Source organism: Streptomyces sp. CA-142005 (assembly GCF_050942335.1).
Classification (GTDB): domain Bacteria; phylum Actinomycetota; class Actinomycetes; order Streptomycetales; family Streptomycetaceae; genus Streptomyces.
Genome location: NZ_CP192078.1, coordinates 3,617,546 through 3,636,880, shown reverse-complemented (window position 1 = coordinate 3,636,880; position 19,335 = coordinate 3,617,546). Strand labels below are relative to the sequence as shown.

At 70.2% G+C, this 19,335-nt stretch carries 18 protein-coding genes; 9 read left to right on the top strand and 9 right to left on the bottom strand.

The genetic code is table 11. From position 1 onward, the window contains the following. Window positions 1-210: 210 nt before the first annotated feature. The 5 genes from ppdK to ACQPXS_RS17175 all read left to right on the top strand — a co-directional run bounded on the left by ppdK (window position 211) and on the right by ACQPXS_RS17175 (window position 7,313). Window positions 211-2,931, top strand: coding sequence for a pyruvate, phosphate dikinase (ppdK, locus tag ACQPXS_RS17195; protein ID WP_433450179.1), 2,721 nt, complete (start codon window positions 211-213; stop codon window positions 2,929-2,931). A 191-nt stretch (window positions 2,932-3,122) separates the two neighbouring features. Continuing rightward, on the top strand, window positions 3,123-3,539 hold the full coding sequence (locus ACQPXS_RS17190; RefSeq protein WP_433450178.1) for a TIGR03668 family PPOX class F420-dependent oxidoreductase: 417 nt from the start codon (window positions 3,123-3,125) through the stop codon (window positions 3,537-3,539). A 316-nt stretch (window positions 3,540-3,855) separates the two neighbouring features. Continuing rightward, window positions 3,856-4,269, top strand: coding sequence for a hypothetical protein (locus tag ACQPXS_RS17185; protein ID WP_433450176.1), 414 nt, complete (start codon window positions 3,856-3,858; stop codon window positions 4,267-4,269). Window positions 4,270-4,335: 66 nt separating this feature from the next. Beyond that, window positions 4,336-5,022: an ABC transporter ATP-binding protein gene (locus tag ACQPXS_RS17180; RefSeq protein ID WP_433455840.1), complete on the top strand. Its 687-nt coding sequence runs from the start codon at window positions 4,336-4,338 to the stop codon at window positions 5,020-5,022. Then, window positions 5,019-7,313, top strand: coding sequence for an FtsX-like permease family protein (locus ACQPXS_RS17175; RefSeq protein ID WP_433450175.1), 2,295 nt, complete (start codon window positions 5,019-5,021; stop codon window positions 7,311-7,313). The genes ACQPXS_RS17180 and ACQPXS_RS17175 overlap by 4 nt, the downstream gene beginning before the upstream one ends. A gap of 56 nt (window positions 7,314-7,369) precedes the next feature. On the opposite strand, the gene ACQPXS_RS17170 is transcribed toward ACQPXS_RS17175, so the two are convergent. The 3 genes from ACQPXS_RS17170 to ACQPXS_RS17160 form a co-directional block, all read right to left on the bottom strand. Beyond that, the gene (locus tag ACQPXS_RS17170; RefSeq protein ID WP_433450174.1) at window positions 7,370-7,642 is read right to left on the bottom strand and encodes a helix-turn-helix domain-containing protein; all 273 of its coding nucleotides are present in this window, start codon (window positions 7,640-7,642) and stop codon (window positions 7,370-7,372) included. A gap of 97 nt (window positions 7,643-7,739) precedes the next feature. Next, window positions 7,740-8,378: an HAD family hydrolase gene (locus tag ACQPXS_RS17165; RefSeq protein ID WP_433450172.1), complete on the bottom strand. Its 639-nt coding sequence runs from the start codon at window positions 8,376-8,378 to the stop codon at window positions 7,740-7,742. A 220-nt stretch (window positions 8,379-8,598) separates the two neighbouring features. Next, entirely contained in the window at window positions 8,599-8,988 is a 390-nt protein-coding gene (locus ACQPXS_RS17160) for a DUF4232 domain-containing protein (RefSeq protein ID WP_433450171.1), read from the bottom strand. Between the two features lie 446 nt (window positions 8,989-9,434). Here ACQPXS_RS17160 and ACQPXS_RS17155 point away from each other — a divergent pair, with 446 nt between their 5' ends. From ACQPXS_RS17155 to ACQPXS_RS17145, 3 genes are read left to right on the top strand one after another with little or no spacing between them, the layout of a single operon-like run. Next, a complete protein-coding gene (locus ACQPXS_RS17155) occupies window positions 9,435-10,706 on the top strand; it encodes an ABC transporter substrate-binding protein (RefSeq protein WP_433450170.1) in 1,272 nt (423 codons plus the stop codon). Beyond that, complete coding sequence (locus ACQPXS_RS17150) at window positions 10,703-11,605, top strand: carbohydrate ABC transporter permease (RefSeq protein ID WP_433450168.1); 903 nt, start codon at window positions 10,703-10,705, stop codon at window positions 11,603-11,605. The genes ACQPXS_RS17155 and ACQPXS_RS17150 overlap by 4 nt, the downstream gene beginning before the upstream one ends. Continuing rightward, a complete protein-coding gene (locus ACQPXS_RS17145; RefSeq protein WP_433450167.1) occupies window positions 11,598-12,431 on the top strand; it encodes a carbohydrate ABC transporter permease in 834 nt (277 codons plus the stop codon). Before ACQPXS_RS17150 ends, ACQPXS_RS17145 begins: the two co-directional genes overlap by 8 nt. A gap of 78 nt (window positions 12,432-12,509) precedes the next feature. Here ACQPXS_RS17145 and ACQPXS_RS17140 read toward each other — a convergent pair whose 3' ends face one another. The 5 genes from ACQPXS_RS17140 to ACQPXS_RS17120 all read right to left on the bottom strand — a co-directional run bounded on the left by ACQPXS_RS17140 (window position 12,510) and on the right by ACQPXS_RS17120 (window position 18,212). Next, window positions 12,510-12,917 carry a hypothetical protein gene (locus tag ACQPXS_RS17140; protein WP_365325589.1) on the bottom strand — a complete coding sequence of 136 codons (408 nt, stop codon included), beginning with the start codon at window positions 12,915-12,917 and terminating at the stop codon, window positions 12,510-12,512. Between the two features lie 113 nt (window positions 12,918-13,030). Then, complete coding sequence (nirD, locus tag ACQPXS_RS17135) at window positions 13,031-13,384, bottom strand: nitrite reductase small subunit NirD (protein ID WP_433450166.1); 354 nt, start codon at window positions 13,382-13,384, stop codon at window positions 13,031-13,033. After that, the gene (nirB, locus tag ACQPXS_RS17130; RefSeq protein WP_433450165.1) at window positions 13,381-15,987 is read right to left on the bottom strand and encodes a nitrite reductase large subunit NirB; all 2,607 of its coding nucleotides are present in this window, start codon (window positions 15,985-15,987) and stop codon (window positions 13,381-13,383) included. Before nirB ends, nirD begins: the two co-directional genes overlap by 4 nt. Next, window positions 15,987-17,204, bottom strand: a complete 1,218-nt coding sequence (locus ACQPXS_RS17125) for an NAD(P)/FAD-dependent oxidoreductase (RefSeq protein ID WP_433450163.1) — start codon at window positions 17,202-17,204, stop codon at window positions 15,987-15,989. Before ACQPXS_RS17125 ends, nirB begins: the two co-directional genes overlap by 1 nt. A 144-nt stretch (window positions 17,205-17,348) precedes the next feature. Next, window positions 17,349-18,212 carry an NAD(P)-dependent oxidoreductase gene (locus ACQPXS_RS17120; protein ID WP_433450162.1) on the bottom strand — a complete coding sequence of 288 codons (864 nt, stop codon included), beginning with the start codon at window positions 18,210-18,212 and terminating at the stop codon, window positions 17,349-17,351. A gap of 99 nt (window positions 18,213-18,311) precedes the next feature. On the opposite strand from ACQPXS_RS17120, the gene ACQPXS_RS17115 reads away from it, so the two are divergent. Then, window positions 18,312-18,653 carry a winged helix-turn-helix transcriptional regulator gene (locus tag ACQPXS_RS17115; protein WP_433450161.1) on the top strand — a complete coding sequence of 114 codons (342 nt, stop codon included), beginning with the start codon at window positions 18,312-18,314 and terminating at the stop codon, window positions 18,651-18,653. A gap of 30 nt (window positions 18,654-18,683) precedes the next feature. Here ACQPXS_RS17115 and ACQPXS_RS17110 read toward each other — a convergent pair whose 3' ends face one another. Next, complete coding sequence (locus ACQPXS_RS17110) at window positions 18,684-19,322, bottom strand: class F sortase (RefSeq protein ID WP_433450160.1); 639 nt, start codon at window positions 19,320-19,322, stop codon at window positions 18,684-18,686. Window positions 19,323-19,335: the final 13 nt, after the last annotated feature.

The window sequence follows — 19,335 nt, the reverse complement described above, 5'->3', positions numbered from 1 at the left end:
CCTGAGCGAAAAACCCGCCGCTGAGAGGTGTTTGCATTCAAGAAGTGAAGACATCTGGCGGTGCCGGCTTGCCAAGCCTTGACTTTCGATCCGCTGGCGGACGAGTGGTTACGGGCTCATGACGCGCAAGTGGACGTACCCATGCGCCTTCGATCTGGGTATGTTCCTCGCCGTCAGGGCAGCCACCGCGGCCTCAAGGAGTCGAGACCCGTGTCGGAAAACAAAGAACCCCACGTAGTGAAGTTCGTTTACGACTTCACCGAGGGCAACAAGGACCTCAAAGACCTCCTCGGCGGCAAGGGCGCCAACCTCGCCGAGATGACCAACCTCGGTCTTCCGGTCCCTCCCGGCTTCACCATCACCACCGAGGCCTGCAAGGTCTACCTGGACAGCGGCGAGGAGCCCGCGGCACTGCGTGACGAGGTGAGTGCGCACCTCGACGCCCTCGAGTCCCGCATGGGCAAGAAGCTCGGCCAGGCCGACAACCCGCTGTTGGTGTCCGTCCGTTCGGGCGCCAAGTTCTCCATGCCCGGCATGATGGACACGGTCCTGAACATCGGCCTCTCCGACAAGTCGGTGCAGGGCCTGGCCAAGCAGGCCGGCGACGACCGGTTCGCCTGGGACTCCTACCGCCGCCTGATCCAGATGTTCGGCAAGACCGTCCTCGGCGTCGACGGCGACCTCTTCGAAGAGGCCCTCGAGGCGGCCAAGGAGGCCAAGAAGGTCACGGTCGACACCGACCTGGAGGCCGCCGACCTGAAGAAGCTGGTCACCACCTTCAAGAAGATCGTCAAGAAGGAGGCCGGCCGGGACTTCCCGCAGGACCCGCGCGAGCAGATGGACCTCGCCATCAAGGCGGTCTTCGACTCGTGGAACGGCGACCGGGCGAAGCTCTACCGCCGCCAGGAGCGCATCCCGCACGACCTCGGTACGGCCGTCAACGTCTGCTCGATGGTCTTCGGCAACCTCGGCCCCGACTCCGGCACGGGCGTCGCGTTCACCCGTGACCCCGCCTCCGGCCACCAGGGCGTCTACGGCGACTACCTGCAGAACGCCCAGGGCGAGGACGTCGTCGCGGGCATCCGCAACACCGTCCCGCTCGCGGAGCTGGAGTCGATCGACAAGAAGTCGTACGACCAGCTCATGCAGATCATGGAGACGCTGGAGAACCACTACAAGGACCTGTGCGACATCGAGTTCACGATCGAGCGCGGTCAGCTGTGGATGCTCCAGACCCGGGTCGGCAAGCGCACGGCGGGCGCCGCCTTCCGCATCGCGACCCAGCTGGTCGACCAGGGCCTGATCGACGAGACGGAGGCGCTCCAGCGCGTCACCGGCGCCCAGCTGGCCCAGCTGATGTTCCCGCGCTTCGACGAGCAGGCGAAGGTCGACCAGGTGGCGCGCGGCATCGCCGCGTCCCCCGGTGCGGCGGTCGGCAAGGCGGTCTTCGACTCCTACACGGCCGTCAAGTGGTCCCGCTCGGGCGAGAAGGTCATCCTGGTCCGCCGTGAGACGAACCCGGACGACCTGGACGGCATGATCGCGGCGGAGGGCATCCTCACCTCACGCGGCGGCAAGACCTCCCACGCCGCCGTCGTGGCCCGGGGCATGGGCAAGACGTGCGTGTGCGGCGCGGAGGAGCTGGAGGTCGACACCAAGCGCCGTCGCATGACGGTCCCCGGCGGCCACGTCGTCGAGGAAGGCGACGTGATCTCCATCGACGGCTCCTCCGGCAAGGTCTACCTGGGCGAGGTCCCGGTGGTCCCGTCCCCCGTGGTGGAGTACTTCGAGGGCCGGATGCACCCCGGCGCCGACGACGCGGACGAGCTGGTCGAGGCGGTCCACCGCATGATGGCCTTCGCCGACCGCAAGCGCCGCCTGCGCGTCCGCGCCAACGCGGACAACGCCGAGGACGCCCTGCGCGCCCGGCGCTTCGGCGCCCAGGGCATCGGCCTGTGCCGCACGGAGCACATGTTCCTCGGTGAGCGCCGTGAGATGGTCGAGAAGCTGATCCTCGCGGACACGGAGGAGGAGCGCGAGGCGGCCCTGTCGGAGCTGCTCCCCCTGCAGAAGAAGGACTTCGTCGAACTCTTCGAGGCGATGGACGGCCTCCCGGTGACGATCCGTCTCCTGGACCCGCCGCTGCACGAGTTCCTCCCCGACATCACCGAGCTGTCGGTCCGCGTGGCGCTGGCCGAGTCCCGCCAGGAGCCGCACGAGAACGAGCTCCGCCTGCTCCAGGCGGTGCACCGCCTGCACGAGCAGAACCCGATGCTCGGCCTGCGCGGCGTGCGCCTCGGCCTGGTCATCCCCGGCCTGTTCACGATGCAGGTCCGCGCGATCGCCGAGGCGGCGGCGGAACGCAAGTCCGCCAAGGGCGACCCGCGCGCGGAGGTCATGATCCCGCTCGTCGGCACGGTCCAGGAGCTGGAGATCGTCCGCGACGAGGCCGACAAGGTCATCGCGGAGGTCGAGGCGGCGACGGGTACGGCGCTGAAGCTGGCGATCGGCACGATGATCGAACTCCCGCGAGCCGCCCTCACGGCGGGCCAGATCGCCGAGGCGGCGGAGTTCTTCAGCTTCGGCACGAACGACCTGACGCAGACGGTGTGGGGCTTTAGCCGCGACGACGTCGAAGCCTCCTTCTTCACCGCGTACCTGGAAAAGGGCATCTTCGGCGTCAGCCCCTTCGAGACGATCGACAAGGACGGCGTCGGCTCCCTGGTGAAGTCGGCGGCGGAAGCGGGCCGGCGCACCCGCCCCGACCTCAAGCTCGGCGTCTGCGGCGAACACGGCGGTGACCCCGAGTCCGTCCACTTCTTCCACGAGGTCGGCCTGGACTACGTCTCCTGCTCCCCCTTCCGCATCCCGGTGGCCCGCCTCGAAGCAGGCCGCGCGGCGACGCAGTCGGCGGGCAGCGACCACCGCTAGGCCCCTCACGGCCACCCGAACCCCGGAGCCGTCGCTGGTCCCCGACCCTCACCGATCGGCGACGGCTCCGGCGCACGAAAGAAGAGAGGCGGCACCCTGTGCGGGGGTGCCGCCTCTCCGGCGTCCTGCGGGCCGCTGCTCGACGAGCCGCCCGACGGCCAGGGCCCCGAGCCCTCACTATCGTGGAATGCATGAGGCTCTCACCGTCCGTCGCCCGGGAACGCTTCGTCTCCTCATCCGTCGCCCGGCTGGCGACCGTGGACGGCTCCGGAGTGCCTCATGCGGTTCCCGTGACCTTCGTGGTCCAGGACGACGTCCTGTACTTCGCGGTCGACCACAAGCCCAAGAGCACCTGGAACCTGCGGCGCTTGCGCAACATCAGGGACAATCCAGCGGTAACCGTGCTGGTCGACCACTACGACGACGACTGGACGAAGCTGTGGTGGGTCCGCGCCGACGGCCGCGGCGAAGTCCTGGAGGAAGGTGAAGAGCGCCTGCGGGCGCTGAGGTTGTTGTGCGGCAAGTACGACCAGTACAAGCAGTCCCCGCCCCAGGGCCCTGCGGTCGCCGTCCGGGTCGAGCGGTGGACGGGCTGGGCCTTCGCATAGCCCTGCGGTGCCGCCCGCTTCTCCGGCGGCCTCGTTCTGCGTGCCGCGTCACCTTCGTCCGACCCTTGACTGCGGCCCGCTCCAGCACGGGCCGGGAGCGAGTGCGCGGGCCGGAAGTGCGGGTGGCCGAGGGCTACGGGCCCAAAACGCTCAGCGAAGCGGCGCCTGTGTGCCCTATTTCGGCCGGTGTCTGGATTCTGATCACCTGATGTGGTGGTGATGGGGTGGGCAGATCGTTTCCCTGCGCTTTCATGGCGTTACATTCCGTGATCACGCGGTGGCTGTCGGAGCTGCCGGTGATGACGGAGGTACGGAGATGAAGAAGGCGTTGGCGGGCTTGGCGGCGGCCGGTCTGATCCTCACCGCTGCGGGGACGGCGGCCGCAGCCTGGTCCGCGTCGATCCCTGTGCTCAGGTCAGGAGGCGTCGAGTTCCTGGAGGGCGAGTACAAGTTCAACCCCGCGGAAGTGAACCACGGCGCCTTCGAATGGGCCGGCAAGCTTCGCGACGCGAATGGAGGTGACGGCCACAACGTCTACATGCAGGTCCGTGTCGAGGGCCACGACTGGGTCCGGTACTACGGCGAGCAGAAGCGGTCCGTGTGGATGCACCACTCCAACTGGGACGGTGCTCAGCGCTACACCATCGATGCCTATATGCGTGCGTGTCGCGACCGGGGAAGCCTCCGCCCGGACAACTGCTCTCCCGGGCAGCACTTCGCCAACCACTAGGACCTGTCCGAGCATCCAGAGCCCGGATCTCCGCGTCCGGGCTCGCACTTTCCCTAGGGGAACGCCATCAATACGTCAGAAGTCCTGTCCGCCGCGGACGTCGACCTCTTCTACGGTGACACCCCCGCGGTCCGGAACGCGAAGATCTCCCTCCGTCGTGGTGAGGTCGCGGCGATCAGCGGGCAGAGCGGCTCGGGCAAGTCGTCGTTGCTTTACTGCCTGGCCGGAGTGCTGCCCGTCGCGCGCGGCGAGGTCCGATTCGAGGGGCGCGTCCTCGCTCAGCTGCCCGACGAGGAACTCAGCGCGCTCCGCCGCGAGCGGTTCGGGTTCGTCTTCCAGTACGGTGAACTGCTCCCCGAGCTGACCATCGAGGAAAATACAGCCCTGCCTCTTCGCTTGGCCGGACAGCGCAAGGCCCCCGCGCTCGCCGCCGCGGGCGAGGTTCTGAGTCGGCTCGGCCTCGCGGATCTGCGGCGCCGTCGGCCCTCGCAGGTGTCCGGAGGGCAGAACCAACGCGTAGCCGTGGCACGGGCGTTGGTCCACCAGCCGGCCGTCGTGTTTGCCGACGAGCCAACCGGCTCTCTCGATAGCACCAACGCCTCGGCCGTACTGGAGGAGTTCCTGGCGCTTGCGCGGTCCCAGGGGACGGCCGTGGTTCTCGTCACGCACGACCAGCAGGTGGCAGCTCGAGCGGATACTCACTACACGATGTGCGACGGTGTTCTCGCCACTCAGGGTCGGGAGGCGACGTGAGAGAACTGCTCCTCGGGCTGCGCCTGCTCCTGGGTAGTGGGCGAGGGAACCGGGCGAGGTTCCTCCTGATGGCCCTGGGCAGCGCAATCGGCGTGAGCTGCCTTGCCGTAGTCCTGACCATCCCGGGGATCCTGGCTGCCCAGGACGCCCGCATGGCAGCGCGCCAGCCGACCTGCGCCAGGGACTCACACGGGCACTGCACCGGCATCAAGGGGGCGCCACGGGAACTGACCAGGACGGACCCGCTCGGCTCCCGGCCCATGACCCGTGTCTTCATCGCAGTCGGTACCAAGGACATCGAACCGCCACCGGGACTGATGGCACTCCCGCGCCAGGGCGAGATCTTTCTGTCTCCGCGGTTGCACGAGGCGCTTCGTAGGGAGCCAGGGCTCGCCCAACTCCTCCCAGGACGGGAACGAGGACTCATCGGCGCCCAAGGCCTCGCACACCCCGATGAGTTGTACGCGTACATCGGCGTGTCCCCGCACCAGCTCAGGGACGCCGACGTCGTTACCGTCTTCGGTGAGCCCTATCCGCCGAACCGCACAGTGGAGAAGTCGACCCTCGACATCGTGCGGTTCACGCTGACCGGTGTCGTACTGCTGCCACTGGCGGTCTTCCTCTCGGTCTGCGCGAGGCTCTCCGCGGCCGCACGAGTACGGCGGTTGGCCGCGCTACGACTTCTCGGCCTGAGTACGAAGGCAGTTCAGCGGGTCAATGCGGCCGAGACAGTGGCTGCCGTACTGCTCGGTGCCGTGGTCGGTCTCGGAATCTACGAGTTGGTCAACCAAATGATCAGTCGTGCGGGCCTCCCCGGCTTCAAGTGGTATCCGAGTGATGGCGCCCTCAGTCTCTCGACGGTCCTCGTCTGTCTGCTCGGCTGTCCCGCCCTCGCATGGTTCGTGGGGCGGGCGAGTGCTCGGAGGGCGGCGGCGAACCCGCTGGCAGTGCGGCGCAGTGCCGTGCAGAAACCACCCGCCATGTGGGGGTTGCTTCCACTCGTTCCTGGGCTGGGTGTCGTCGTCGGGTACTGCGTGGCGGGTGCGACAGGTCATGCGCCGCGGGAGACTCGAGTGTCCGCCGTCCTCATGCCACTCGCCGTCGTACTGGTCGGGGTCGGTCTTGTACTGACGCTTCCGCTCCTCTCACAGGCCCTTGCCCGCAGTGTGGCCCGCTCGAGCGGCTCGCTGTCCTTGAGCCTGGCCATGCGTCGGAACGAGGCAGAACCCGGCGGTGCCCTGCGCGTGGCGACCGGCCTGGTCCTTTTGGTGTACGCGGCCTCGCTCGTCCAGGGCGTTCTCATCGAACTCGACCAGATTTCCAAGCACAACTCACCCGTGCAGATCTACAGCGTCGGGCTCGACGGTATGACGGCCCAGCAACAGCACGCTTTGGAAAGCATCAGGGGTGTTCGGGGGCATGCCGTCCGAATGAGCTCATGGACGGATCTCCGCGTCGATGCGTACCAACCCGTTCTCGGCGCGGTGATCGCCACATGCGGCCAGCTGCGCGAGTCGGTGTCGAAGGTCGACGGCTGCGTCGACGGCCGTCCCGTTCGGCTGCTGGACGCGGTCAACGGATATCCTCACGACGACATCAAGTCGGGAACGACCTTCCGGTTCCACTTCTGGAAGGGCGGACACCGCCGCGTCCAGCAACTGAAAGTGCCGGAACGCATCCTTCGGTACCGCGACTGGGACGATATCCAGGCGATGAACGCGGACGTTCTTCTGCCACCGTCCTTCGTCCCCGCCGGTTACCGTCCTGACGGTGCCACCCTGGTCCTGGTCAGCGACTCGGACCCAGCAACCGTGCGAGCGGTGTTGGACGGGATCGGCGGCGTCGATCCCACGATCGCCGTGGATCCCTACGGCATCAACGTAACCGCCCTCCAGCAGATCGCTGTCGTCAAAACCCTGCTTGCCATCGGCATGGTGCTCGGCCTGATCATCGGTGTGGCTGCCTACCTGGTCGCGGCCACCGACCGGGCCATGGAACGGAAGCCGCAGGTCACGGCGCTCGCTTTGCTCGGGGCACGGCCGCGCACCCTGCGGGCCGCGCAGGTCGCGCAGGTCGTGGTGCCGTTGACGGCGGGACTGATGTTGGCCGTCGTCACCGGAAAGGCCGCCGAGTCGAGTTACCTCGTCACGGGGGGCGGTGCGATCTTCTGGGACGGCAAGGGCGTGCCGCTGCTGCTCGCCTGCTCGCTTGGGGCCGTCGCCGTGGCCGTGGCCGGCTCACTGCCGCTCGTCGGGCGGAGGATCGATCCGGAGTTGATCGGGAGGGACTGAGAGGGAGCAGGAGCGGCGGGGCGGTGTCCAGTCTGGGCGCCGCCCCGACGTATTGGTCAGGCGGGGATGGTCAAGAGACCGTCAACCGGGCCCTGCACATCAGAGGGGCCGCGGTCATGGCGCAGGCGTGACGGATCGACGCCGAGCGCGTCGGCGATGGCCTGAAGAGTGTCGTCGGTGACGCCGCGTTCGCCGCGCTCAATCTTCCGGACCGTGCCCAGGGCAACGCAGGCGGCGGTGGCCAGTTCGGCCTGAGTCATCTTGGGCCGGACGACGCTCCGGTAGTAGGCGATCCGCCGGCCCACTCCTCCGTCGGTGTTCGCGGGCATCTGTCTCCGTTCGGACATCCACACCGAACGGTACTCGCGTCACAGGCCGCGTGTACTGGAAGCGGCCCGCCAACCTGGCCGGGCCGCTCCGCTGTTGTCACCGGACAATGCTGACCAGGTCCATGAGTCCGTTGATCCGCCAGTCCGCGGCAGCAACCGTTTCGGGCGCGTCGGCCCAAAGGCACCCCCACGGACCGCGGCGGATGTGTGCGGTGCGCAGCCCCGCCGCCTTGGCCGGGTGCACGTCGTTGGCGGGATGGTCGCCCACGTAGAGGATTCGGTCGGCCGGTGCCTCGGCAACCTCGATGACTCGCTGAAAGAACTCCGGCCGGGGCTTGGCCACGCCCCACTCGCCCGATGTGACGATCAGGTCTACGGGCAGGTCGAGCGCGCGCAGCAGGTCGGCGGCGCGCGCGGTCTGATTGCCGGCAACGACTACTCGGACGCCTGCCTCACGCAGTGCGGTCAGGGCCGGACGGACGTCGTCGTACAAGTCGGTCTCGTCCAAGCGCTCGCCGCAGCCGGCTGCCTCCCGTTCACGGTATTCGGCCGTGACGTCGATACCAGGGCGCAGAAGTCTCAGCGCCTCCGCGTTGTCCTGGCCTTGAGCGACGACGGCACCGACGAGCGCGGACAGGGTATGGCGGGGAACGCCCAGCCAGTCCGCCCACGAGGCCCAGTATCGGTCGTCTCGGGTGATGGTCTCGCCTACGTCCAGCACAACGGTTTCAATCACGCAAAGGAGCCTACGGGGCCTGGTGAGGGCGTCACTGTGTGAGTCGGATGCTGCGCGACTGCCGGGGTTCGCGGAGGATGACGCCCTTCTTCTCCAGCTGCCGCAGGTGGTGCTGATCCGGCGGGACTGAGAGCCGCGGGACCCGCTCGGGGCGGTACCCGGTGCGGGTGCCGCCCCTTCGGCACTGCCGGCCCCCCTTCGGAAGGCGCCCCGCCCCCTCTCAGAACGCGCCCTCGGCGTTCACCGGACCCACCTGGAAGACGCCGGAGCAGCTTGTCCAGGGGGCCGGGATCAGGGTTGCGGTGTGGGAGGCCGGTGGGTAGACCCGCAGGTAGGTGCCGGTGCGCTGGCAGGGGCCGCCGACCGGGCCGTTGGTGGTGCGGACGACCGCCGACGCCGAGTGGGCGGGGGCGAGGGTGACCGTGCCGTACGAACGGCCGCTGCGGGTGGCGGCCGGACCGATCTGGTGGTGCGCGGTGTCCAGGACGCTGACGCCCGGGTAGCCGCGCAGGGCGCAGCTGGTCGGGCTGGTGTTGGTGAACCGGATCGGCCAGTACAGCGACCCCGCGGCGCCTTCCTTGCGGCCCATGGAGAGGTACAGGTCGCTCACGGCACAGGTGCGTGTCCCGGTCGAGGTCCGTGCCGCCGCCGTCGGGGTCGCGCTCCACGCGGCTCCCGCGGCGGTGAGGCCCAGGAGAGCGGCGGTCAGTACGGCCGCCGGGCCGCGCCTGGGGAGCGTCCGGAGGAATCTCCGAGGCTTCGGAGGGGTCAGAGAGCTTAGAGGGCTCAGAGGTTTCAGAGGGTTCGGATACATGGCACATCCGCCTCCATCGGGCGAATGGGGGATGAAGGTCACTGTGTGGGATGCACCCCGGGCCGGAAAAGTTGTGTATTGGCCTCCACCGTCCGGTGCATGGTGCACTGCGCACCGATCCGAGTGCCCGCCCGCCCCCGCCGGCACACGGCCGCAATGCGCCTTTCGTAATCGACCCGCATGGTTGATCGTTGGGCCGTGCATCGATGACGAAGATCGACCGACGTCAGGGGGCACCGACGATGACGATGATCCGTAGGGGAGCGCTGGTCGCGGGGGCCGGGCTGGCAGGTGGCGGGTTGCTCAGCGCCTGCGGGGGCAATACGGGGCGCGGGAGCGGGAGTTCGGCGGAGTTGTCGCAGTGGTATCACCAGTACGGCGAGGCCGGTACCGAGCAGGCCGTCGAGCGGTATGCCGGTGCCTATCGCAAGGCGCGGGTCACGGTGCAGTGGCGGCCGGGGAACTACGACCAGCAGACCGCCGCCGCCCTGCTCACCGACTCCGGGCCGGACGTCTTCGAGGTCAACGGGCCGACGCTGGACCAGATCCAGGGCGGTCACGTCGTGGACCTGACCGAGCTCGTCAGGGGCGTCGAGGACGACTTCGATCCGGCCGTGCTCGCGCCGAAGACGTACGACGGCCGGGTCTGGGGCATTCCGCAGGTCGTCGACATGCAGATGCTGTACTACCGGAAGAGCCTGCTGCGGGACGCCGGGGTCGAGCCGCCGGACACGCTGGACGCCCTCGTGGACGCGGCGCGGAAGCTCACCGACAGCGAGGTCAAGGGGCTGTTCCTGGGCAATGACGGGGGCGCCGGCGTGCTCGGCGGCACGCCCCTGTATGCCGCCGGGCTGCAGCTCGTCACCGAGGACGGCAAGGTCGGCTTCGACGATCCCGGCGCCGCCCGCACCCTCGGCAAGCTGCACCGGCTGTACGCCGACAAGTCCCTCCTCCTCGGCGCGCCCGCCGACTGGTCCGACCCGTCCGCCTTCATCCAGGGACTGACCGCGATGCAGTGGTCCGGGCTGTGGGCGCTGCCGCAGATCAAGAAGGAGCTGGGGGACGACTTCGGGGTGCTGCCGTTTCCCAAGGACGGGGGTCAGGGGAGGCCCGCCGTACCCGTCGGGGCGTACGGCGCCGCCGTCAGCGCGCGCAGCAGGCACAAGGAGGCCGCGAAGGAGTTCGTGCGGTGGCTGTGGGTGCAACGCACCGACTACCAGGAGGACTTCGCGCTGTCCTACGGCTTTCACATCCCGGCCCGGATCTCCCTCGCCAGGAAGGCCACCGCGCTGCGGTCGGGGGCCGCCGCCGACGCCGTGCGCTTCACCACCGACCACGGCTACGCCCAGCCGCTGCTGTGGACGCCGGCCGCCCAGACCGCCTACCAGGATGCGCTGAGCCGGATCATCAGTGGCGGGGCGAGTCCGGAGGACGAACTGCGGGCCGTCGTACGGAAGGTGGCCGCCGAGCTCGACCGCCTGCGGAGCGCGAAGAAGGTGAAGAAGGCGTCGTGAGGCGGCGCAGGGCACTCTGGTTCTGGGTGTTCGTGGGGCCGTTCGCGCTCGGGCTCGCTCTGTTCACCTACGTTCCGCTGCTGTGGAGCGTGGGCCTGAGCTTCTTCGACGCGCACAACACCGTCACGCCCACGCACTTCGTCGGGCTGGACAACTACACGGCGATGCTGAAGGACGACGCGTTCGTCGACAGCCTGTGGACCTTTCTCCTCTTCACCGCCTTCATCGTGCCGGTCACGTACCTCCTTTCCCTCTCCCTCGCCCTGATGGTCAACCGCCTCGGACGCGCCCGCGCGTTCTTCCGGTCGGTCTTCTTCCTTCCGGCCGCGTGCAGTTACGTCGTCGCCGCGCTGGTGTGGAAGATGTCGATCTTCAACGGGGTGCGGTTCGGGCTCGCCAACACCGTCCTCGGGTGGGTCGGCCAGGATCCCGTCGCCTGGCTGGCCGGCACCGATCCGCCCTGGTACTGGCTGGTCATCGTGACCGTACGGCTGTGGCTGCAGGCCGGTTTCTACATGATCCTCTTCCTCGCCGGGCTGCAGCGGATCGACCCGGTGCTGTACGAGGCGGCCGCCGTGGACGGGGCCCGGCCGGGCTGGACCGTGCTGCGGCACATCACCCTGCCGCAGCTGCGGGCCACCTCGGTCGCGGTGGTGCTGCTGCTCGTCATCAACGCCTTCCAGGCCTTCGACGAGTTCTACAACCTGCTGTCGGACGCGCGGGGCTATCCGCCGTACGCCCGGCCACCGCTGGTCTACCTCTACTACACCGCCCTCGGGCAGGGGCAGAACCTCGGGCTGGGCAGCGCGGGCGCGGTGATCCTCGCGCTGATCATCGTGGTCGTCACGGTGGGGCAGGCGCGCTGGCTGCGGCTGGGAAGGACGGACGCCGATGGATGACGCCCTGGTACGGGTGGGGCGGGCGCTCAGGCTGGTGCTGCTGATCGCGCTCGCCCTGCTGTTCCTGATCCCCTTCTGTCTGCTGGTGCGCAACGGCCTGTCCAGTGAGCAGGACATCACCTCGCCCGAATGGACCTTCTTCCCGCGCGAGGTGAGGTGGGGGAACGTCCGGGAGCTGTTCGACGACCCGTCCGTCCCGTTCGCGCGCTCGCTGGTCAACTCCGCGCTGATCGCCGTCGCGACCACCCTGGGCACCCTGCTCCCGGCGTCCCTCGCGGGCTACGGCCTCGCCCGCATCCCCTACCGGCACGCGAACAAGGTCTTCTACGGCATCCTGGGCACCCTGCTGGTCCCGGCCGCCGTCACCTTCGTACCCAGCTTCGTGCTGGTGTCGTCGCTGGGCTGGATCTCCACGCTGCGGGGTCTGATCGTCCCGACCCTGTTCTCCGCCTTCGCCTGCTTCGTCTTCCGGCAGTACTTCCTGGGTTTCCCACGGGAGTTGGAGGACGCGGCGCAGGTCGACGGGCTCGGGTACTGGCGGACGTACTGGCTCGTCGTCGTGCCGAACGCGCGGCCGGTGTTCGCCGCCGTGGGGACGATCGTGTTCCTCGGCGCGTGGAACTCCTTCCTGTGGCCGCTGGTCATCGGGCAGGACCGGAGCGCCTGGACGGTGCAGGTGGCCCTGTCGTCCTTCACCACGTCCCAGGTCATCCGGCTGCACGAGCTGTTCGTCGCGGCCGTCGTGTCGATCCTTCCGCTGCTGGTGGTGTTCCTGTGCTTCCAGCGGTGGATCGTGGCGGGGGTGGAGCGGTCGGGGATCGACTAGAGGGTGCGTGCGTGCGCCGCGCCGGCGGCCGGGGCGGGGCAGGCGCGAGCCATGTCCGCCCCGGCCGCCCCCGGCCCGTCAGGCCGCGTCGAGGGCCGCGGTGATCTTGCGGGTCATCTCGGCCATGGTGGGGCCGGGCTCGCCCTTGTGGGCCCGGGTGGCTGCTTCGAGGGCGACGAGAACGGTGCTGCGGAAGTTGTCGGCCTCCGCCGGATCCTGCTTCTTGAGCAGGCTCATGGCCGCGGTCAGGGCCGGCAGCACGTGGTCGGCGATTTCGGCCACGGACTTGCCGTCCAGGTTCTGCACCTTGGACTTCTCGGCGAGCACGTGCCCGACCGGGCCGGTCGCGGAGGCCAGGGCGATGCTGCCGTGGGTGGCGACCCTGTGGGGCGAGCCGGCGGCGTCGGCGGCGGTCAACAGCGACACGGCGCCGTACGCGGCGGTCCGCAGGGTGAGCTTGTCCTGGTCGGTGAGGGTGAGAGACATGGTCGTGTGCTCCTTGATCCGTCGTGGCCCCGGGGCGGGGCTCCGTCGCCTTGCTTCTGGCACAGAGCCTGCGCCCGCCCGGTTTCACGGCGGCCTCACCGCGCTTTCAGCGGCTAGGCGGCCCGCACCTCGTACGCCGCCACCCGGACCCCCTCGTCGTCCAGGCACTCCCCGCTGACCAGGTCGAAGCGCTGCTTGAGCAGAGGGGAGGCGACGAACGGGCGGCCGACGTGGGTGCCGGTCAGGCCGCGGGAGAGGACGGCCGCGCCGGTGAAGGGGTCGCGATTGTCGATGGCGTACAGGCGGTCGGCGCGGTCCCGGAAGAGGGCCACCTGGCGGCCGTCCGGCAGCAGGGCGGCCACCCCGCGGCCCGGGGTGAGCGCGCTCAGGTCGCAGGCCGTGAACCAGTCGTCGTCGGCGAGCCGGAGCTGGACCTTCAGGTCGGTGGTCTCGACAGCCAGGGTCATCGGGCGCTTCCTTCCAGGACGTCGTCTGCGGGCCGCAGGCCGATGGACAGCAGCGGCAGGTCGGGCTTGATCTGGTCGCGCTCGGGGACGAAGGCGACGACCGGGTCGGGGGTGTCCGGGGCGTTCACGAAGGACACGAACCGGGCCAGCTTCTCGGGGTCGTTGATGGTCTCCGCCCACTCGTCGCGGTAGTGCGCGACATGCGCCCGCATCAGCTGCTCCAGCTCGTCGCAGATGCCGAGCGAGTCGTGCACCACCACGTCCCGTACGTGGTCCAGGCCGCCGGGGATCCGCTCCAGCCAGGTCGAGGTGCGCTCCAGGCGGTCGGCGGTGCGGATGTAGAACATCAGGAACCGGTCGATGAGGCGCACCAGTTCGGCGTCGGACAGGTCCTGGGCCAGCAGGTCCGCGTGGCGCGGGGTCGCGCCGCCGTTGCCGCCGACATACAGGTTCCAGCCGCCGGCGGTGGCGATCACCCCGAAGTCCTTCGACTGGGCCTCGGCGCACTCGCGCTGGCAGCCGGAGACCGCCGACTTCAGCTTGTGCGGGGAGCGCAGGCCCCGGTAGCGCAGCTCCAGGTCGATCGCCATCCGGACCGAGTCCTGCACGCCGTAGCGGCACCAGGTCTGGCCCACGCAGGACTTCACCGTGCGCAGCGACTTGCCGTACGCGTGGCCCGACTCGAAGCCCGCGTCCACCAACCGGGCCCAGATCAGCGGCAGCTGCTCGACCCGCGCGCCGAACATGTCGATCCGCTGACCGCCGGTGATCTTCGTGTAGAGGCCGAAGTCGCGGGCGATCTCGCCGATCACGATCAGCTTCTCGGGCGCGATCTCGCCGCCGGGGATGCGCGGTACCACCGAGTACGAGCCGTTCTTCTGCAGGTTGGCCAGGAAGTGGTCGTTGGTGTCCTGCAGGGCGGCCTGCTCGCCGTCCAGGACATAGCCGCTCGCGCCGATCGTCGGGGCGAGGGAGGCGATGATCGAGCCGACGGCCGGCTTGCAGACCTCGCAGCCGTCGCCGCCCCGGGCGCCCTCACGGCCGTAGCGGTCGAGAAGATCCCGGTAAGACGTGATGCGCAGGGCGAGGACGATCTCGTACAGCTCCTCGCGGGTCTGGGCGAAGCAGCCGCACAGGCCCTTGTCGACCTCGACGCCGGACGCCTCCAGCTCGGCGTTGACGAGCTGACCGAGCACCTTGACGCAGGAGCCGCAGCCGGTGCCGGCCTTGGTGCACTTCTTCACCTCGGGCACGGTGGTGCACTTGTGCTCCGTCACCGCACCCCGGATGGTGCCCTTGCTGACGTTGTGGCAGGAGCAGATGACCGCCTCGTCCGGCAGCGCGGACGGGCCGAGCCGGGCCCCCGAGTCGGCTCCGGCGGGCAGGACGAGCGACTCGGGGGAGATCGGGGGCACCGAGCCGGTCAGCGCGCGCAGGGTGCCGTACGCCTCCGCGTCACCGACGAGGATGCCGCCGAGCAGCGTGCCGTCGGCGCCGATGACCAGCTTCTTGTACAGGCCGGCGCGGGAGTCGGAGTAGACGACGTCCAGGCAGTCCTCGGTGGTGCCGTGCGCGTCGCCGAAGGACGCCACGTCCACGCCGAGCAGCTTCAGCTTGGTGGACAGGTCGGCGCCGACAAAGGCGGCTTCGTCGGAAGCGATCGTCGCGGCGGCCGTCTGCGCCTGCTCGTAGCCGGGCGCCACCAGGCCGTACACCCGGCCGTCCGCCGCCAGCGCGCACTCGCCGATCGCGAAGACGTGCGGGTCGGTGACCGTACGGCACTGCTCGTCGACCGTGATGCCGCCGCGCTCGCCGACCGCGAGGCCGCAGTCCCGGGCCAGCTGGTCGCGGGGGCGCACGCCCGCGCTGAACACCACCATGTCGGCGCCGAGTTCGGAGCCGTCGGACAGCTTCATGCCGCTGACCGAGCCGTCCTCACCGGTGAGGATCTCCTGGGTGCCCACGCCCGTGTGCACGGTCAGGCCCATGCCCTCGATGGTCCGCAGCAGGGCCGCGCCACCGCCCTCGTCGACCTGCACCGGCATCAGGCGCGGCGCGAACTCCACGATGTGGGTGGTCAGTCCGAGCCCCTTCAGCGCACCTGCCGCCTCCAGGCCGAGCAGCCCGCCGCCGACCACGGCGCCGGTCGTCGCCCTCGTCTTCGCGTACTCCTCGATGGCGAGCAGGTCCTCGATCGTGCGGTAGACGAAACAGCCCTCGGCGTCCTTGTTCGGGACCGGCGGCACGAACGGGTACGAGCCGGTGGCCAGGACGAGGGTGTCGTACGCGAAGACCCGGCCGGACCTGGCCGTGACCGTCCTCGCCGCGCGGTCGACCGTCTCAGCCGGGTCGCCGACGTACAGCTCGATGCCGTGGTCCTGGATGAACTCCATGTCGGTCATGGACAGGTCCTCGGGGGTCTTGCCCGAGAAGTACGAGGTGAGGGCGACGCGGTCGTACGCGGGACGCGGCTCCTCGCACAGCACGACCACGCGGTGCGTGGCGGTCAGGCCGCGCTCGGCGAGCGCTTCGAGGAAGCGCTGGCCGACCATGCCGTGGCCGACGAGCACGATCGTGGGGGTGGCCCCCAGGGCGGTGGTCATCAGGAGCCTCCATCGTTGGTGAGCAGGTGGAGCAGGGGGCCGCCGTCGGAGGGGAGCGGCTCTGCTCCCTCCCAGGCGCGGGCGAGCGCGCCGACGGTGCCGAGTTCGCCGACGAGGACCCCGCCGACCAGGCGGTCGTCGCGGACGACGACCTTGCGGTAGGTGCCGCGGGTGGCGTCGGCGAGCCGCACGACGTCGTCGCCGGGGCGCGCCTCGGTCTCGCCGAAGGCGGCCAGGTCGAAGGGGGAGCCCGGGCCGGTGAGGGTCAACCGGGTCAGGGAACGGGTGCCGCGATAGCGCGCGTCCGGGTCTCCGGCGATCAGTTCGGCTAGGGCGTCGGCCTGTTCCAGCGCGGGGACCGCGAGGCCGTAGACCGTGCCCTCGTGCTGGACGCAGTCGCCGACGGCGTGGATCCGCGGGTCGGAGGTGCGCAGTTCGTCGTCGACGAGGATGCCCTTGTGCACGGCGAGACCGGCCTGTTCGGCGAGCGAGGTGCGCGGGTGCACGCCGCAGGCGAGGACGACGAGGTCGGCGTCCAGGGCGTATCCGTCGGCCATCTCCACCGAGCGGACCGCGCCGGCGACGCAGCGCACGTCCCGCACCCGACACTCGGTGTGCACCTCGACGCCCAGGTCGGTCAGGTGCCGCAGCACCAGCCGGGAGGCGTCCGGGTCGAGCTGGCGTTCCATGAGCCGCTCGGACTGCTGGGCGAGGACGACCTGGGCGCCGCGCACGGCGAGCGCGCGGGCGGCGGAGACACCGAGCAGCCCGCCCCCGATGACGACCGCGCGCACACCCGGCCGGACCGCCTTGGCCAGCCCCAGGCAGTCGTCCAGCGTGCGGAACGCGTGGACGCCTTCGGGGAGTTGGTGGTCGGGCGTGAACAGGCCGCGCAGCGGTGGCAGCACCGGGTTGGACCCGGTGGCGAGAACCAGCGTGTCGTATGCGATCGAGGAGCCGTCGGCGCACTCGACGGTCCGGGCGGCCCGGTCGATACCGGTGACCCGGGCCCGCAGCAGGCCCTCGGGCGCCGGCAGGCCGATCACCTCGGGGGCGTACCGGCCGGCCAGCACCTCGGCGAGCAGCACCCGGTTGTACGGCGGGTGCTCCTCCTCGCCGACGAGCAGCGCGGGCGTGCCCAGCTCGCCGAGCCGCCGGGCGAGCCGTACGCCCGCGAGGCCGGCGCCGATCACCACCACACGCGTATTCGAGGTCATGCCCTTGAGCGTGCGGTCCCGACGTTACCCGGCCGCATCACACCTGTTTCCCGTGGGGAACGCTGCCCTCAGCGGGGGCGGGCGGGGGGTGTGAGGGTCCCGTGGGCCCGCCGGGGAGCGCTGTGAGGAGACGCGGACCGGTCCTCAGCGGCGCAGCAGGTCCACCAGGCCGGAGATGTCCTCCTGCCCGTGCCCGTCGGCGAGGCGCCGTGCCATCAGGTCCAGGAACGGGGTGATCAGCTCCGCGCTCACTTTCTGCTCCTGCGCCGTACGCAGCAGGGTTCCGGCGCCCGCGACCTGCATGGCCAGGTGGGAGACCACCCCGCTCGTGTGGTCGCCGCTCGCCAGCCGCTCGGCCGTCCGGTGGACCGTGCCGGCCATCGCGTCCAGCCAGGGCACGAGCACCTCCGCGAACTCCCGGGGCGCCACGTCCGCCCCGCGCACCAGGGCGAAGGCGTGGGTGATGCCGGCGAACATGCCGTACATGGCGCTCAGCAGGGCCACGTCGTGCAGCGCGGCGAGGCCGGGGTCGGCGCCGATGTACCGGGTGCCGGCCGGCACGGCGAGCGCGTCCCGGTGTTCCTCGAACAGCTCCCGGTGGCCGCTGTAGAAGACGTACGCGCCGGGCGTGCCGATCATCGGCGGTACGGCCATGATCCCGCCGTCCAGGAGGCGCGCGCCGCGCTCCCCGGCCCAGGCGGCCCGGGCGCGGGCGTCGTCGGGGGTGCCGGTGGTGAGGTTCACCAGGTCCCGGCCGGTCAGGTCGGTGTCCGCCAGGGCGCTGCCCACGGAGGCGTCGTCCAGCAGGCAGACGACGGTGAGCCGGTTCGCGGCCACCGCCTCCGCCGCGCTCCCGACGGCCACCGCGCCCTCGGTGGTGAGGGCGGCGGTGCGTTCGGGGGTGCGGTTCCAGACGGTCAGGGGGTGCCCGGCGGCCAGCCAGGCCCGGCCGAGCGCGGTGCCCATCGCGCCGGTGCCGAGCAGGGTCAGGGGTGCGTTGTCGGTCATGACGGCTAGGGTTTCCGGTGGGGACCGCCCGACGTAAGTACCTACTTGGAAGTGGGTGGTTACCGGGAGGAAAGCGTGCAGGCCGCGAAGGGGGAGGGCATGCCGGTCGGACGACGGCCCGGGGCGTACGTCTGCGGGATCGACGCGGCGATGGACGTCATCGGCGGCAAGTGGAAGGGGCTCGTCCTGTGGGCCCTGCGGGAACGCCCGCACCGCTTCGGCGAGTTGCGCAGATCCCTGCCCGGTGTGACGGAGAAGGTGCTCGCTGCGCAGCTGCGCGAGCTGGAGGCCGACGGCATCGTGCACCGCGAGGAGTACGAGGAGGTGCCGCCGCGGGTCGAGTACTCGCTGACCCACCGGGGCGCCCTGCTGAACGAGGCACTGGCGCCGCTCGGGGCGTGGGGCAGGGAACACGTCCTCGGCGGGGAGTCGGCGCACTAGCGGCCCGGGGGGCGCGGGGAGCCGCGCCTGCTATCGGCTCCCGGTCAGATGCGCGAACACCACCACGTTGCCCAGGTAGCCGGTGGTCTTGGTGTAGCCGCCGCCGCAGGTGATGACGCGGAGTTCGGGGCGGGGCGCCGCGCCGTAGACCTTCTCGTCGGGGAAGTTGTTCGCCGCGTACACCTCCACCGCGTCCACGGTGAACACGGCCACGGAGCCGTCCCGGCGGTCCACCTCGATGTGGGCGCCTCGCTTCAGCGCGCCCAGGTCGTAGAAGACGGCCGGGCCCTCGGTGTTGTCGACATGGCCGGCGACGATCGCGGTGCCCGTCTCGCCGGGTATGGTGCCGGCCTCGTACCAGCCGGCCAGGTTCTTGTTCCGGGCCGGGGGGACGTCCAGGCTGCCGGAGCGGGTGAGGGCGAGGCCCATCAGCGGGGCGTTCACGCGTATCGAGGGTATGCGGATGCGGGTGGGTATGGACGGGGCGAGGGCGGGGGCCGCGAGCCGTTCGCCACTCGCCTCCGGGTGTCCCTCGGCCGCGGCGGGCTGGGGCGGCGTGTGCGTCCCGGAGCCGCTGCCGAGCAGCCACACCCCGGAGCCGAGCGCCACGAAGGTGACGGCGGCTATCGCGGTGTCGCCGAGCCTGTCGCGCCTGTTTCTGCTGCGCATACGAACCCTCTCC